The organism is Campylobacter sp. CNRCH_2014_2452, assembly GCF_025772865.1.
Lineage (GTDB): Bacteria > Campylobacterota > Campylobacteria > Campylobacterales > Campylobacteraceae > Campylobacter_D > Campylobacter_D lari_D.
The window spans coordinates 191,337-206,708 of record NZ_JAKMSX010000001.1 but is presented as its reverse complement, the minus strand read 5'-3'; the positions used below and the strand labels follow the sequence as shown (position 1 = coordinate 206,708).

Annotated in this window: 15 protein-coding genes; 3 read left to right on the top strand and 12 right to left on the bottom strand. The window is 29.8% G+C overall.

Annotated features, from left to right (window positions below; all coding sequences use genetic code 11):
• Positions 1–79: 79 nt before the first annotated feature.
• The 3 genes from L8X38_RS01020 to alaS are packed head-to-tail and all read right to left on the bottom strand — an operon-like array spanning position 80 to position 5,090.
• A complete protein-coding gene (locus tag L8X38_RS01020) occupies positions 80–2,011 on the bottom strand; it encodes a PBP1A family penicillin-binding protein (protein ID WP_263661042.1) in 1,932 nt (643 codons plus the stop codon).
• A complete protein-coding gene (maf, locus tag L8X38_RS01015; protein ID WP_263661028.1) occupies positions 2,011–2,553 on the bottom strand; it encodes a septum formation inhibitor Maf in 543 nt (180 codons plus the stop codon). The genes L8X38_RS01020 and maf overlap by 1 nt, the downstream gene beginning before the upstream one ends.
• On the bottom strand, positions 2,553–5,090 hold the full coding sequence (gene alaS, locus L8X38_RS01010) for an alanine--tRNA ligase (RefSeq protein WP_263661027.1): 2,538 nt from the start codon (positions 5,088–5,090) through the stop codon (positions 2,553–2,555). The genes maf and alaS overlap by 1 nt, the downstream gene beginning before the upstream one ends.
• A 108-nt stretch (positions 5,091–5,198) precedes the next feature.
• On the opposite strand from alaS, the gene L8X38_RS01005 reads away from it, so the two are divergent.
• From L8X38_RS01005 to hemH, 3 genes are read left to right on the top strand one after another with little or no spacing between them, the layout of a single operon-like run.
• Positions 5,199–6,275, top strand: coding sequence for a DegT/DnrJ/EryC1/StrS family aminotransferase (locus tag L8X38_RS01005; protein ID WP_263661041.1), 1,077 nt, complete (start codon positions 5,199–5,201; stop codon positions 6,273–6,275).
• Positions 6,272–7,129, top strand: coding sequence for a Gfo/Idh/MocA family protein (locus tag L8X38_RS01000; protein ID WP_263661026.1), 858 nt, complete (start codon positions 6,272–6,274; stop codon positions 7,127–7,129). The genes L8X38_RS01005 and L8X38_RS01000 overlap by 4 nt, the downstream gene beginning before the upstream one ends.
• 2 nt (positions 7,130–7,131) lie before the next feature.
• A complete protein-coding gene (gene hemH / locus L8X38_RS00995; protein WP_263661025.1) occupies positions 7,132–8,058 on the top strand; it encodes a ferrochelatase in 927 nt (308 codons plus the stop codon).
• Here hemH and L8X38_RS08485 read toward each other — a convergent pair.
• From L8X38_RS08485 to L8X38_RS00955, 9 genes are all read right to left on the bottom strand, one after another.
• Complete coding sequence (locus tag L8X38_RS08485) at positions 8,053–8,256, bottom strand: BspA family leucine-rich repeat surface protein (RefSeq protein WP_412175435.1); 204 nt, start codon at positions 8,254–8,256, stop codon at positions 8,053–8,055. The two genes, hemH and L8X38_RS08485, sit on opposite strands and share 6 nt — an antisense overlap.
• A gap of 329 nt (positions 8,257–8,585) precedes the next feature.
• Entirely contained in the window at positions 8,586–10,394 is a 1,809-nt protein-coding gene (locus tag L8X38_RS00990) for a peptidoglycan D,D-transpeptidase FtsI family protein (protein WP_220566884.1), read from the bottom strand.
• Positions 10,395–10,397: 3 nt separating this feature from the next.
• Positions 10,398–10,694 (bottom strand): flagellar hook-basal body complex protein FliE, encoded by a 297-nt coding sequence (gene fliE, locus L8X38_RS00985; RefSeq protein WP_133318690.1) that lies wholly within the window; start codon positions 10,692–10,694, stop codon positions 10,398–10,400.
• A 5-nt stretch (positions 10,695–10,699) separates the two neighbouring features.
• Entirely contained in the window at positions 10,700–11,194 is a 495-nt protein-coding gene (gene flgC, locus L8X38_RS00980) for a flagellar basal body rod protein FlgC (protein ID WP_133318691.1), read from the bottom strand.
• A 10-nt stretch (positions 11,195–11,204) separates the two neighbouring features.
• Positions 11,205–11,636 carry a flagellar basal body rod protein FlgB gene (gene flgB, locus L8X38_RS00975; protein ID WP_220566883.1) on the bottom strand — a complete coding sequence of 144 codons (432 nt, stop codon included), beginning with the start codon at positions 11,634–11,636 and terminating at the stop codon, positions 11,205–11,207.
• Between the two features lie 92 nt (positions 11,637–11,728).
• Entirely contained in the window at positions 11,729–12,370 is a 642-nt protein-coding gene (gene aat, locus L8X38_RS00970) for a leucyl/phenylalanyl-tRNA--protein transferase (RefSeq protein WP_220566882.1), read from the bottom strand.
• On the bottom strand, positions 12,345–14,474 hold the full coding sequence (locus L8X38_RS00965) for an AAA family ATPase (RefSeq protein ID WP_220566881.1): 2,130 nt from the start codon (positions 14,472–14,474) through the stop codon (positions 12,345–12,347). The genes aat and L8X38_RS00965 overlap by 26 nt, the downstream gene beginning before the upstream one ends.
• On the bottom strand, positions 14,471–14,764 hold the full coding sequence (locus L8X38_RS00960) for an ATP-dependent Clp protease adaptor ClpS (protein WP_220566880.1): 294 nt from the start codon (positions 14,762–14,764) through the stop codon (positions 14,471–14,473). The genes L8X38_RS00965 and L8X38_RS00960 overlap by 4 nt, the downstream gene beginning before the upstream one ends.
• Positions 14,748–15,365 (bottom strand): TlpA family protein disulfide reductase, encoded by a 618-nt coding sequence (locus tag L8X38_RS00955; protein WP_220566879.1) that lies wholly within the window; start codon positions 15,363–15,365, stop codon positions 14,748–14,750. Before L8X38_RS00955 ends, L8X38_RS00960 begins: the two co-directional genes overlap by 17 nt.
• Between the last annotated feature and the right edge of the window lie 7 nt (positions 15,366–15,372).

Here is a 15,372-nt window from a genome sequence, read left to right as displayed (position 1 = left end):
ATCCTTTATATATTTTGTGATATTAAAACATATAAAGGAAAATAGAAGGATAATTTTTATTATTTTATAAAAAATATTTTTAAAAAATTACCTCATTATTTTCAGATAGAGCAGGGTTGTTTTTTGGAAATGGAGAAGTATTGGTGTAGTACTCTCTTTGTTTTTCATAAATTCCTTGATAAACCCCTTTTGGGATGATAAATTTTCTAGCGCTATCAGGATAAAGTTCTAAGTATTTTGTTAAAAATTCTTTAAAAACCGGCGCAGCAGTTCTTGCCCCACCTTCTATTTGTTTCATAGGCTTATTATCATCATTTCCATACCAAATGATAGCTTCTATTTCAGGAGTTAAGCCACAAAACCACGCATCAATGCTTTTATTTGAAGTGCCTGTTTTTCCAGCTATTTCAATCCCTTCTACTCTAGCATTACGCCCAGTGCCTTTTTTTACAACATTTTGCATCATATCATTGACTAAAAAGGCTTGTTCAGGTTCGCTGATTTTTCTTTCTCCGGAATTAAATTCTACTACTATTTTACCATTTTTATCGATTACTCTTTTAATGAGTAATAAGTCTTTTTGCACACCATAGTTTCCAAATACCGTGTAAAGTTTAGCATAATCATAAATGGAAATTCCAAAGCTACCCAAAACTATAGATAAATCAACTGGTATGTTTTCAAAGCCCATAAATTGAAGCTTATCGTGGATTACATCAAGTCCTAGGGCAAGAGCTAAATTTATGGTAGCTAGGTTTCTTGAGCCAGTTAGCGCTTCTTTTAAACTTATGAGTCCTAGAAATTTTCCACCATAATTTTTAGGTTTCCAATCTTTCTCATCTTTTTTAGTACTTTCAAAAATTCTTGAAATATCAGCAACCTTACTCATAGGAGAATAGCCCATGTCAATGGCAATTTGATATAAGAAAGGCTTAAAAGAACTCCCTGGTTGTCTTAAGCTTTGAGTAGCGCGGTTGAAATTACTTTTTGTGTAATTTACTCCACCAATTAAGGCTAAAATGTCTCCATTTTGATGATTTGCTACTATCATAGCTCCATTGAGTGTGCTTAAATTTGCATCTTTATCTCTTTTAACTATTTCATCATAGCCAAATTTTAAGGCTTCTCTTGCAATATTTTGCACATCAAGATCAATGGCAAGCTCTATTTTATAGCCACCACTTTTTAAGTCTTTAATCCCACTTAGTTGTTTTAAAACTTCTTGAGTAACATAAGGAGCTGCATTTTGCGTTAAGGTATCATCATATACTTTTGGAATTTCTTTTAAGGCATTTTCATACTCTTCTTTAGAAATCCAACCAAGATTATACATCCTTTGTACTACGCTGTTTGCTCTAGCTAAAGAAAGATCTAAATGTCTGGTAGGATCATAAGTACTTGGAGCCTTTGGCATACCTACTAAAATGGCAATTTCTTTTAAGCTAAGCTCATCTAAATTTTTTCTAAAATACCCAAGCGCAGCAGTTTTTACTCCATAATATCCATGTCCAAAGAAGATGAAATTTAAATATCTTTCTAAAATTTGCTCTTTAGTTAAAGTATTTTCTATCTTATATGCAAGCAAAGCTTCTTTTAGCTTTCTGCTCAAAGTACGCTCAGGAGTTAATTCTGTATTTTTTATGAATTGTTGAGTAAGAGTGGAAGCTCCTTCCATAGTTTTTCCACCGCTTCTTATGATTTTAATAGCTGCTCTAAAAATTGCATCTATATTAACCCCACCATGTTCAAAAAAGCTAGTATCTTCAATGGCTACCAAAGCTTCTATAAGTCTTGGTGGAAGTTCTTCGTAAGGAGCATAAAAGCGGTGTTGCTCGAAAACATTTGCAACTAATTTTCCATTTTTATCAAAAATTTGTGTTGTAAGAGGCGGTTTGTAATCTTTAAAGGTGTATTGATTTAAATCAGAATCAGAAAACAAATATGCAATAAATATAAAAACTCCAACCATACATACTATACAAAAAGAAAGAAATATTTTTAAAATTTTTATCATAAAAATGCTTTCAAAAGTTCTATATTAAGCCCTAGTGCTGTACTTTGATGGCCTATGATTTTTTTAATATATTTTTTATGAAATCCCTCACACATCACAGCACCGGCTTTACCTTGATAAAGTTTTGAATCAATGTATTCTTGCATATCTTTTAAATCAAATTTATCCAAAATCAAATCACACTTGCTAAGATTAGAAATCTTTTTATCTTCTAAAACTAAAATCATCGCGCTTAAAACGCTAATGCTTTTGCCACTTTGCAAATTGAGCATATTAAAAGCCTCATTGTCGCTTTTAGCTTTAGTAAGAATGATATTTTGAGTACAAACTATACTATCAGCAAATAAAACATTTTTTAAGTCAGGATATTTTGTAAAAAATTGTCTTTCTTTTTCTAAAACAATTTTTTGCACATAAGAGCTTGGATTATCTTTTTTTATTAAACTCTCATCATAATCGATAATAATTTGCTCAAAAGCGATATTTGCTTCTTTTAATAAAGCAACGCGTGAAGGCGAACTTGAAGCTAAATAAAGCATTAAGCAAGACTTTCTTCTATGATTTTTCTAGCATGATCAAGTGCTTGTTCTATTTTACTTGTATCTTTACCGCCAGCTGTTGCAAAATCATCTCTACCGCCACCGTTTCCACCAAGTATTTGTGCAATTTCTTTTACTAAAACGCCAGCTTTTAATGAAGCGTCTTTAACACCTGCTGCTATGATAATCTTACCTTTTTTTTCTTGTAAAAGTAAAATTACAGCTTTGTTAAATTTATTTTTAAACTCATCTATCATAGTTTTTATATCACCACTATCTATTTTTTGTACACAATATTGAATGCCATTTAGTTCTTTAGAGTTTAATTCTGTTTTGTTTGAATTTTTTAATTCATTTTTTAAACTGACTATTTCATTTTTTAATTTTGCTACATAGCCTAAAATATCTTGAGTTTTTAATTCTTCTTTGGCTTGATTAAGCTCTTTTAAATTTTCACTAACATAATCAAGTGCAGCTTTACTTACCACCGCTTCTATCCTTCTAACCCCAGCACTAACACCACTTTCTTTGATGATGTAAAAACTTCCTATTTCAGAGCTATTTTTCACATGAGTACCACCGCAAAGCTCTTTGCTAGCTCCTAGGGTTAAAACTCTTACTTTTTCTTGATATTTTTCACTAAATAAAGCTATTGCACCGCTTTTTTTAGCTTCATCTAAAGCTAAAATTTCAATTTTAGCTTCATTTGCTTGTATGATGTAAGTGTTTACTAAAGCTTCTATTTGCTTTAATTCTTCTTTATTTAGAGCTTTTGGATGAGTAAAGTCAAATCTTAATTTATTGTGTTCTACTAAAGAGCCTGCTTGGCTAATGTGTGAGCCAAGAATTTCTCTTAAAGCATGGTGTAATAAATGTGTCGCACTATGATGTCTAGCAATTTGTTCTCTTTTTTTAGTATCTATGCAAGCTAACACTTCATCGTTTGTTTTAAGATCTTGTTTTAATTTCACTTGACTAAGATTAATATCAAAGAATTTTTGTGTATCTAAAACCTCATTTTCATTGATAAAACCTATATCAGCACTTTGCCCTCCACTTGTTGCGTAAAATGGAGTTTTTTCAAGCATTAACCACGCTATATCTCCTGCCTTAGTTTCGGTTATGATTTTAAAATTTTCATCCAAAATAGCCATGATTTTAGTTTTTTCTTCATAATTTTCATAGCCACTAAAAGCATTTTTACCAAATTTTTCTAATAAAACTTTAAAGTCCCCGCTAACTGCTTTATCCCCACTTCCTTTCCAAGAAGCCTTAGCTCTATCTTTTTGTTCTTGCATAAGCTCATTAAATTTAGCCTCATCTATACTAAGATTTTTTTCTCTTAGCATATCTTGGGTTAAATCAAGCGGAAAACCATAAGTATCATAAAGTTTAAAAGCTACTTTACCACTAAAAATATCTTTAGTTTTTTTAAGTTCTTCGTTAAAAATTTCTATACCATTTTCAATAGTGCTTAAAAATCTTTCTTCTTCTAGTTTGATTTGTTCTTTAATAAATTCTTTTTTTTCATTTAAGTAAGTATAATGCCCACCCATTAACTCACAAACTACATCTACAAGCTCATACATAAAAGCTCTTTTAAGACCTAACAAATATCCATGTCTTAAGGCACGACGCATAATTCTTCTTAAAACATAGCCCCTGCCTTCTTTATCAAACCCAACTCCTTGAGCAAGTAAAAATACACTTGATCTTATATGATCAGCAATTACTCTATAACTAGCTCCGCTTTCATAAGTATAAGTTTTACCGCAAAGTTTTGCAATACTCTCAATAATAGGCATAAACAAAGAACTATCAAAATTACTAAATTTTCCTTCTTTTATAGCACTAACTCTTTCAAGCCCCATGCCTGTATCAATACTTGGTTTTGGTAATGGAGTAAGCGTTCCATCTGCACTTCTTTCATACTGCATAAAAACTAGGTTCCAAATTTCTAAGAACCTATCTCCATCTCCACCCATATAATCTTCACTAGAATTAAAATGCTCAGCGCCTTGATCATAAAAAATTTCACTACAAGGCCCGCATGGTCCAGTATCGCCCATTTGCCAGAAATTATCTTTATCGCCAAATTTATAAATTCTTTCTTTTTCTATATGCTTTTGCCAAAGCTCATATGCTTCATCATCACTTTCATGAACGGTTACATATAATTTTTCTTTAGGTAATTTTAAAACTTCAGTTACGAATTCCCAAGCATAAGCAATGGCTTGTTCTTTAAAATAATCTCCAAAACTAAAATTCCCAAGCATTTCAAAGAAAGTATGATGTCTTGCCGTATAGCCTACATTGTCTAAGTCATTATGTTTTCCACCGGCTCTTATACAAGTTTGACAGCTTGTTTTACGCGGAGGATTAGGGCGTGGTACTTCTCCGGTAAATATGCTTTTAAAAGGTACCATACCTGCATTAGTAAAAAGTAAAGTTGCATCATCAGGCACCAAAGGGCTTGAAGGAGTGATTTCGTGTCCTTTTGATTTAAAAAATTCTAAATATTCTTTTCTTATATCCATAGATTTTCCTAGCTAGTTTTTTACTTAAAATAATACCAAAAATACTTTAAATTAAGTAAAACTATCTTATAATCATGATTTTAAATTTATAAGGTTAATATAATGAAAATTCCTTTTATAGACTTAAATGCTCAATATAATGCTTATAAAAATGAAATCGATGAGGCTATTGGTGAAGTTTTACAAAGCACCTCTTTTATAGGTGGTACAAAATTAGAAGAATTTGAAAACAATTTGGCTAAATATGTAGGTGTTAAACATGCAATAGGCTGTTCAAGTGGTACAAGCGCGTTATTTTTAGCCTTGATGGCTTTGGGTGTGGGTAGGGATGATGAGGTAATAGTGCCAAGTTTTACCTTTATAGCTACGGCTGAAATGGTTGCTCTAATCGGTGCTAAGCCTGTTTTTGTAGATATTGATTTTAAAGATTATAATCTTAGCTTAGAAAAAGTTCAAAGCGCTATCACGCCTAAAACTAAAGCTGTAATTGCTGTGAGTATTTTTGGGCTTATGCCTGATATATTTGCTTTAAAAGAACTTTGTAAAAGTCAAAACATTGCTTTGATAGAAGATAGTGCGCAAAGTTTTGGAGCTAGTCAAAAGGGTATAAAATCATGTGCTATAGCTGATATATCTTGCACGAGTTTTTTTCCGTCTAAGCCTTTAGGTGCTTATGGAGATGGCGGGGCGATTTTTACCCAAGATGATGAATTAGCGCAAAAAATAAAAATTTATTTAAATCATGGACAAGTGCAAAGATATAAGCATAAATACATCGGTATTAATGGAAGGCTTGATACCATCCAAGCGGCTGTTTTAAATGTGAAATTAAAATACTTAGATGAAGAGATTAAAAAAAGAGAAGTAATAGCAAAAGTTTATGATGAAAATTTAAAAAATTGTATTTTACCGCCAAGAAAAGATGATTTTGTGAGTGCTTGGGCTCAATATAGCGTGCGTGTAAAGAATAGAGAAAAATTCATGCAAAAATTACAAGAGCAAGGTATACCTACTGCGGTGCATTATCCTTTGGGGCTTCATTTGCAAGAAGCTTTCGATTATCTTGCTTATAAAAAAGGTGATTTGCCAAATACAGAGCTATTAAGTGATGAAATTTTATCCTTACCTATGAGTGCGTTTTTAAAAGAAGAACACCAAATTAGAGTGATTGAGGCTTTTAAATGAAAATAGGGCTTATAGGCCTTGGTAAAATGGGTAAAAACCATTTAAGAGAACTCGAGCGTAATTTAAAAGTAAAAGAAATTCATCTTTATGATCCTTTCTGTAAAGATAAATTTAAACACTTTTTTCATAAAAATTTTGATGATTTTTTAGCACAAAATCTTGATGGCGTTATCATTGCTACGCCTACTCATACGCATTTAGATATAGCTTTAAAGGTTTTTCCTAAAATAAAAAATGTTTTAATAGAAAAGCCTTTGGCATTAAATGTAGATGAAATTTTAATTTTAGAGCAAAAAGCTAGAGAAAATAAAGTCAGAGTAGGGGTGGGCTTTTGTGAGAGATTTAATCCGGCTATTTTAACTTTAAAAGAAAAACTTTTAGAAGATGATATTATAAGTATTAACATACAAAGAATTTCTCCTTATCCACAAAGAATAAATGATGTGGGTGTTTTAAGTGATCTTAGTGTGCATGATATTGACTTAGTTAGATTTTTAAGTCAAGAACAAATTTTAAAAGCAAATATTTATAAAAGCTTTCATCATGATAAATTTGAAGATGAGGTAATGATAGGTTTAAAATTGGAAAATATTTTAGCAAATATCCATGATAGTTGGAATGGACAATGCATTATAAGAAAGATCACACTTTTAGGTAAAAAACATACTTATGAACTTGATCTTAAAAATTTTGAACTTTTTATTAATATGCAAAAAATTCCAAATTTATATAAAAATTCTCCTTTATATGCTGAGCATGAGGCTTTTTTTGAGTTTTTACAAAATGGGGTTTGTGAAAATTTGGCTAGCATTGAAGATGCTTTGAGGGTACAAGAAATTTTAGAAGGTGTTTGATAGTGAAATATGTCTTTTTTTTAAATATGGGCGGGGTTAATAAACTTGACGAGTGTGAAGTTTTTTTAAAAAATATGTTTAATGATCCTTATATTTTAGGGATAAAAAATGTTTTTTTAAGAAAATTTGTAGCCTTTATGATAAGAAAATCAAGATTAAAAGCTATGAAACAAAACTATGAAAAAATGGGTGGGAAATCCCCACTTACTCAAATCACACAAAGTTTATGTGATAAATTAAATTCTAAAACTAGAGAATATAAATTCGATTTTATTAGTCTTTATGTACCACCTTTTGCAAATGAGGTTTTTTCAAAATATGATTTTAAGCAAAATGACGAAATTATTTTATTTCCTTTATATCCCCATCATTCTAAAACCACTGTAACTAGTTCTTTAGAAGTAGTGGAAAATGAGCTAAGAAATATCCAAAACCAAGTTAATGTAAAAATCATTGATGTTTTTTATAAAGATGAACTTTATAATGAAATGATTATAAAGCATATTTTAGAAAAAAAAAGAGAATACGATTATAAAACTTTGATTTTTTCTGCGCATTCTTTACCGCTTTCAGTGATTAAAAAAGGTGATTTGTATGAAAAACATGTGCAAGAGCATGTGGATATTTTAAAAGGAAAACTTAAAAATAAATTTGACCAAATCATTTTATCATATCAATCAAAACTAGGTCCAGTTAAATGGCTTGAGCCTAACACAAGTGATATTTTAGAAAGTTTAGATCAAAAAGCTTTGATTTATCCTATATCTTTTTGTATAGATTGCTCTGAAACAATTTTTGAGCTTGGAGTTGAATATAGGCACTTAGCAAAAAGCGATTATGAGCTTATTAAATGTCCTAATGATAGTGATGAGTTTATAGAGTTTATTTTAAATCAAGTAAAATATAGTTTTTATATTAATGTTTTATAGCGGTATTAAAAAACATATATTTTTTCTCGGGATATTTTCTAAATTCCAGTTTGATAGTTTTTGATTGAAATTTATACATCCACTAAACATATTTTGTGCGCTTATAACACTATCAATATTCCAATTGTTTAAATCTTGATTAAATTTTGGAGTTTTTGAAAAAAGGAATTTTGAAAATAGATTCACAAAAAAATGCATATTCCATCCATAATACATTTGAAACATCCCAGCAATGAATTTTTAAGCTTTTTTGTTGTAGTTATTTAGAGCTTGTTGGATTTTATATCCTAAAAACACTCCTTCAATATTGTCAACATTGCTTGTATTTATATTTTTAAGCGGAATATCTGATAGTATCAAATATTTAAGAGTTTCTTTTGTTTTTGGTTTGTGGATTATCTTTTTTGATTGCAGTTTGAGTTAATATAATATGGCTAAAAACACAAGTAAAGTTATAAATAATAAAACTCAATGTTTTAAATAAGCGAAACAAAAAATCAATATAAAAAAAGATTATTATTGTAATTTTATTTTTTAATGTCATTGTTTTTGTTTTCTATTGGTTTTAAATAACTTTCTTTAATCAAAAGATTTACTGTATCTTTAAACATAGGTAAAGCACTTTGTGCGGCATAATAACTATAAGCTTTGGTAGGATGTCTTACTAAAACTCCAATGGTATAGGTATTTTTCTCATCATTTGCAAAGCCAAAAAACGAGGCATTATAGCGATTTGAAGTATAGCCTTTTCTTTCAGCAATCCTAGCTGTACCCGTTTTTCCACCTATAATGATACCTTGAGTTCGTGCTTTTTTACCGGTTCCTTTTTCTATAACATTAATTAAAATTTGCTGCATTTCTTTGGCAGCTTTGCTTGAAAGAATTTTTTCTTTTTTAACTTCATCATCAAGTTTTATTAAACGCCCATCTTGATAAATTTTATTTGCAATTTGCGGGGTGATGTAAATTCCATCATTGTTAAATACATTATAAGCAGCTAAAAGTTGTATAAAAGTTGTTTTCAAGCCATAACCATAACTTAATACAGATTTTTCAACTTCTCTTAATCTTTTTGGATTTGGTATTTCTCCTTTTTGCTCATAAGGAAGATCAATACCGCTTTTTTCTCCAAAACGAAAAATTCTAAGCCCTGAGATGATTTCAAGATTACTTAATCTTTGGGCAATTTTAATCATACCGACATTTGAAGAGTAAGTAATAACTTCTTCCATGCTCATTTTATTTTTTTTGTGATCATCACGTATAGTAAAACGACCAAGTTTGTATTGTCCACCTTGAGTATCAATGATTTCATCAACTTTGATTTTATCAAGCATTAATGCAGTGGTAAATATAAAAGGTTTTATAACAGATCCTGCTTCATAGCCATATTCTATGGCGCTTGCATTGAGCACAGATAGATCTTTTCCGCGATTTTGCGGATCGTATCTTCTTGAGCTAGCAAGTGCTAGAATTTTTCCGCTTTTACTTTCCATGATGGCAACTATAATTTCATTGGCTTTTAGATCTTCATTTCTTTTATCGATAGCTTTTTCTAAACCTTTTTGAAGTTTTAAGGAAATATTTAAGTATAAATTACAACCATCTATTTTGCGTTGTTCATAAGAATGCAAATTCAAGATGATATTACCACCTATATCTCTTAAACCTTGAATTTTAGCATTTTGCAAAGGATTTAAACATTCATTATAGTATTTTTCCAAACCTTTTATGCCGACATTTTTAAAAATTTCACTTTGCTCATCCATATAGGTTCTTGTGTAGCCTATGATTGGAGTAAGTGAATCTTTTGGCATATATACACGATCTTCTTTATGTTCTATAATATCAAGCCCTCTTGTCTCCACTCTGCCATTATTATTTGTGAAAGATTTAAAAAAACCTTGAGTATAAAGTTTTTTAGCTAGTTCTTTTAAATAACTTGCGTCTTTTGAGTTAATATCTTGGAGTAAAATAAAATTATAACTTCTTTTTTTCTTTGCAAGCATTCTTTTTTTTATATCTTGCATTTGTTCATCACTTGCGCCACTATAAATTTGAAAAAGAGTTAAAAACAAATCCTTTTTATCGGGATTTAAGCTCCTTAGATCAATTTCAGCTCTATAAATTTGCCTACTAGAAGTTACGGTAAAATTATCGCTTGTGATGATATTACCTCTAAGAGCGGAAAAATATTGTTCTTTTTGAGTGTTTGGTATATGGCGTTTTGAGGTTAGAAAAAAAGTAGAAAGTAAAAATAAGGCCATAAAAAACAGAGCCATACAAAAAGCAAAAGCTACTTTTGAAACCCTATTTCTAATGGTATTTGAAAGCATATATTAAATTTGAGTTCTTGAAATTTCTTTATATGCGTTTATAGCCTTATTTCTAACTTCAAGCATAAATTTCATACTTGATTCAGCTTTGCTAATCGCAATTGCAGCTTGATGTAAGTCTTTGACTTCACCTGTTGCAATGTCTACCATAGCAGCTTCGGCGGTTTCTTGAGTTTTATTAAGATCGTTGATGGAATTTTTTAATAAACTCGAAAACTCATCTCCTATGTTGCTTGTGTTGTTATTATTGTTTTTGTTATTAACATTGTTAAATTGATTTATACCATTAATAGTGTTCATTTATTTTAACCTCTTAGTAAATCTATCGCACTTTGTGCTATAGTTTTGGTGCTAGTAAAGGCACTTACATTAGCTTGATAAGCTCTTGTTGCTTCTATTAAATCGGCCATTTCAATAACAGGATTTATATTTGGATAAGCAACATAACCTTGTTCATTCGCATCTGGATGAGATGGGTCAAATTTCATACGAAAATCTTTATCATCTCTTACAACTTTATCAACTACTACGCTCATTATAGCAGGTTTTGCATCTTTTTGTGAAGCAGGATCGTTTAAAGGATTTTCATATTCTAAAAAATTATTATCTTTAGCTATTTGCTTGTTTAGCAATTCGTTAAAATCAGTTGCTTTGAAAATCACTTCTCTTCTTCTATATGGACCACCTTCTGCTGTTCTAGTAGTATTAGCATTAGCTATATTTGAGCTAATTACATTCATTCTAAAGCGTTGAGCACTAAGTCCATATCCACTAATATCAAAATCACTTAAATAAGCCATTATTTTTCTCCTAGCCTAATTTAGAGCTTGTTTCTATGATGGTTGAAAAAATATTACTTTGTCTTCTTAAAACACCATCTAAAGCAGAAATCATCATAGTATTTTTGCTCATTTCAGTAGTTTCTACATCAAGATCTACTGTATTTGCGTCATTTCTTGCCAAATGTCCATCTCTTAAATAAATAGTTGATTTATTAGGATCTGGAAATTTCCAAGGTTTTTGATGATTTGTATTTGTGCTTGCTAATTCAAGCTCTTTAGTATCTTTTCTTTTGAAAATTTCATTTGCTCTATTAACTAAAGCAGTTTCAAATTCTATATCTCTTGCTTTATAAAAAGGAGTATCAACATTTGCAAGGTTAGAATTAATCATTTGACTTCTTAGGTTTCTTCCTGCTAAAGCATCAACAATAAGTTCTTTTGACTTAAAAGGGCTTATCATAATTTTTCCTTTAAAATAAAGCTTTTATAGACTAAAAGCAAAAATCATTCCAAAATATTTATGCAATTTTATTTATGTATAAGTATATCTTTTTATAGTAAATTTTTGAAATTTTTAAAGCCACTTTCAAGTGAAACTTTTTTTTCTAGTGTTTTCAAAAAATCTTTTTTTGTCATTTCTTTAGCACCCATAAATTTTAAATGCTCATTAGGCACTTGACAATCTATTAAAAAATCATATGGTTTTAAAAGCTCACAAAGTCTTATTAGGGCTACTTTTGAGGTATCTTTTTTAAGACTTATCATGCTTTCACCAAAAAATATTTTACCTATTATAAGTCCGTATAAACCGCCGATTAAAATATCATTTTCATAAACTTCAACACTATGAGCTAAATTTTGCTCAAAAAGCTTTGTATAAACTTGTATAAATTCTTGACTTATCCAAGTTTTTTTTCTTTTTGCGCAATGACTTATAAGCGAGTTAAAATCAAAATTAAGTCTTATTTCATAAGTTTTTAAAGCTTTTTTTATGCTTTTTTGTATGCGCACTTCATCAGGTAAAAGTACCATTCTAGGAGAAGGACACCACCAAGTAACAGGATTGCTAGTCCATGGAAAAAGCCCTAAGCTATAAGCATGAGGTATAAAATCTACTTCTAGTTTTTCACTAATAAAAACAGGCGCATCATCAGGGCTTTTTAAAAGTTTAGAATACAAATTCAATTTTTTCATTTTTGGAAAGTTTGAGTTTTAATTTACCACCATTTTTTAATTTTCCAAATAAAATTTCATCACTTAATCTCTCTCCTAATTCTTCAGCAATAATGCGTTTTAATAATCTTACTCCAAATTCTTTATTATTAGTTTTTTTAGCAAGAAATTCTTTTACTTTTTTATCAGCTTCCATGGTGATGTTGTTTAAATTTTTTGCCATTAAATCTAGTTCTTTTTGAACGATTTGTTCTAAAATTTCTTGACTTAAGTCATTAAAATGAATGATTTTATCTATACGGTTGATAAATTCAGGTGCGAAGAAATCTTTTATGGCTTTATTACTTTTTTCTTTATCGCTGCTTAAAAAACCAAGCTCATTACTTTCTTTGAGACCTAAATTTGAAGTCATAATGATAATAGTATTTTTAAAATCAGCTTTTAATCCACTATTATCTGTTAAACTTGCATTATCAAAAATTTGTAAAAAGGTATTAGTTAAATCAGGATGAGCTTTTTCTATCTCATCAAATAAGACTACGCTAAATGGATTTTTTCTAATACTATTACTAAGCAAGCCACCATCTTCATAGCCCACATAACCTGCTGAAGTTCCTATGAGTTTGCTCACATCATGTTTTTGCGAGTATTCACTCATGTCAAATCTTTCAAGATTAAGGTTTAAAATTTGTGCTAAATTTTTTGCAAGTTCGGTTTTACCAACTCCACTTGAACCGGTAAATAAAAACACGCCTTTTGGGGTATTTTTGCCTTTTAACCCCGCATAGCTTTGTTTTAAAATAGAACACAAAGCTTTAATGGCTTCATCTTGTCCAAAAATATTTTGCTTTAAGTTTTGCTCTAAATTTTTTAAGATTTTACCTTGATCACTTTCATAAATTTTATGAGAATGTGTCATTCTTGCTAAAGTATTTTCTAAATCTTTTATTTTTACTATTTTTTTACTTTTTTTATCTTCTAAAGCAAAGCTTGCGCCAAGTTCATCAATTAAATCAATTGCACTATCGGGTAAAAATTTATCATGTAAAAATTGTTTTGCTAGTTTTATGCTTGTTTGTAAAATTTCATCACTAATTTTGATTTTGTGAAAATTTTCATATTTGCTTTTTAAGCCTTGCAAGATCAAAAAACACTCTTCTTCGCTTGGCTCATCTATATCAATTTTTGCAAATCTTCTACTTAGAGCTTTGTTTTTATCAAAGGTATTTTTGTATTCTATGAAAGTAGTTGCACCTATGCATTTGATGTTGCCATTACTTAATGCAGGTTTTAATAAATTTGACATATCTGCATGACTTTCATTGCTTGCGCCGGTTCCTACTATGGTGTGAATTTCATCTATAAATAAAATAGCATTAGGGATATTTTCTAATTCTTTAATGATATCTTTTAACCTTTTTTCAAAATCACCCCTATATTTTGTCCCCGAAAGCAAGCTTGTCATATCAAGGCTATAAATTTTTGAGTTTTTTAAATGTTTTGGTACTTTTTCTTCAGCTATAGCTAGCGCTAACCCATCTATAATGGCACTTTTACCAACACCTGGTTCACCAACTAAAATAGGATTATTTTTCTTACGACGGCTTAGAATTTGCATCATTCTTTCAAGTTCAAATTTTCTACCTATAACAGGATCTATTTTGCCTTTTTTTGCAAGCTCAACTAGCTCTATGGTATGGGTTTTTAAATTTTCAAATTCAGCATTTTGTAACAATTCTTTTATTTTTTCTTCTTCTATTAGGTGTTTTTTTAAGATATTATAAGAATAAGCTTTTTCTTCTTTGCAAAGTGCGATGATAAAATCAATCACACTTATTTGATTTTTTGCATTTAGCTTGTGTAATATATTTTCCAAGATCACAGAAAAAATAGGTTCTATTTCTTTTTTTAAAATTTCATTATTTTTAGCTAGATAATTTTTTAATTCATTTTCAAAGCCTTGTAAATCACCATCTCCGATTTCTTCAAGTAGATTTTTAAAATCATTGCTAAGCTTAACTAAAGCAAAAAGCAAATGCTCACAAGTGATAAATTCATGATGATTGATAAAGCTTAAATGTCTTGCATTTGGTATAAATGAGTCAATCAATTCTTTATATTTCATTGTTCTTCTATCCTTGTTTGGAGTGGAAAATCATTATTTTTTGCTGCCATGTCAACTTGCTGTTTTTTGCTAAGTGCAATTTCTTCTGTGTATATGCCACAAACTCCGCTTCCTTGATGATGGATTTCAAGCATAATTGCACTTGCTTTTTCAAAATCATGATGAAAAATATTCATTAAAATTTCAATTACAAAATCCATGGTGGTAATATCATCATTTAAAAGCAAAACCTTAAACATTTTAGGTTCTGCTAGTTTTTGTTGTTCTAAAATTTCATTTTTTAGACTCATTTAATATCCTAGTAATATCTTCTTGCATAATCTCAGTAGAAACTTTTCCAAGATAATATTTCACATAACTTTTTGAGTCTTTATTCCAAAAATCTGTTAGATCTTGATAATTTCCATCTTTTAAAACTACTTTAAAAGGAAGTTGTTCCATGCTTTGATAGTTGATATCTTTTAATGCTTGTGCAACAATTCTATCATTTTCTTTAGAATTGCTTAAGAAATAATACGCCCCATATTTAATGGCAAAATCTTTTACAGCTTGATCGCTAACATTTTCAAAATGACTTAGTCCTATGATGATAAAATTGTCAGCATTTTTTTGCCACAAACTTGTTAGATGAGTGGCTTCTTCTTGACAAGGTGTGCAAAAGGTTCCAAAAAAATCAAACATTAAAATTTTACCCTCTTCACCTTTTACTACAAAACCATTTTGTGTTCTTACTAGGGTTTTCTCGCCACCATTGACACTTTTTAAAAGAATTTCATCACCCATTTTATACTCAGCAAATGCAAATTCATTTTCGATTTTTTCTTCACTTGAGCAAGCACTTATTAAAAATGCAAAAGCAAATGTAAAAAATAAATAAGTAATTTTTTTCATCAAAATC

Coding starts and splice junctions, on each gene's coding strand:
- maf (WP_263661028.1), bottom strand. CDS start 2,553: ATGCTTTATTTAGCTTCAAGTTCGCCTTCACGCGTTGCTTTATTAAAA.
- alaS (WP_263661027.1), bottom strand. CDS start 5,090: ATGGATATAAGAAAAGAATATTTAGAATTTTTTAAATCAAAAGGACAC.
- L8X38_RS01000 (WP_263661026.1), top strand. CDS start 6,272: ATGAAAATAGGGCTTATAGGCCTTGGTAAAATGGGTAAAAACCATTTA.
- L8X38_RS08485 (WP_412175435.1), bottom strand. CDS start 8,256: ATGCATTTTTTTGTGAATCTATTTTCAAAATTCCTTTTTTCAAAAACT.
- L8X38_RS00990 (WP_220566884.1), bottom strand. CDS start 10,394: ATGCTTTCAAATACCATTAGAAATAGGGTTTCAAAAGTAGCTTTTGCT.
- fliE (WP_133318690.1), bottom strand. CDS start 10,694: ATGAACACTATTAATGGTATAAATCAATTTAACAATGTTAATAACAAA.
- flgC (WP_133318691.1), bottom strand. CDS start 11,194: ATGGCTTATTTAAGTGATTTTGATATTAGTGGATATGGACTTAGTGCT.
- flgB (WP_220566883.1), bottom strand. CDS start 11,636: ATGATAAGCCCTTTTAAGTCAAAAGAACTTATTGTTGATGCTTTAGCA.
- aat (WP_220566882.1), bottom strand. CDS start 12,370: ATGAAAAAATTGAATTTGTATTCTAAACTTTTAAAAAGCCCTGATGAT.
- L8X38_RS00965 (WP_220566881.1), bottom strand. CDS start 14,474: ATGAAATATAAAGAATTGATTGACTCATTTATACCAAATGCAAGACAT.
- L8X38_RS00960 (WP_220566880.1), bottom strand. CDS start 14,764: ATGAGTCTAAAAAATGAAATTTTAGAACAACAAAAACTAGCAGAACCT.
- L8X38_RS00955 (WP_220566879.1), bottom strand. CDS start 15,365: ATGAAAAAAATTACTTATTTATTTTTTACATTTGCTTTTGCATTTTTA.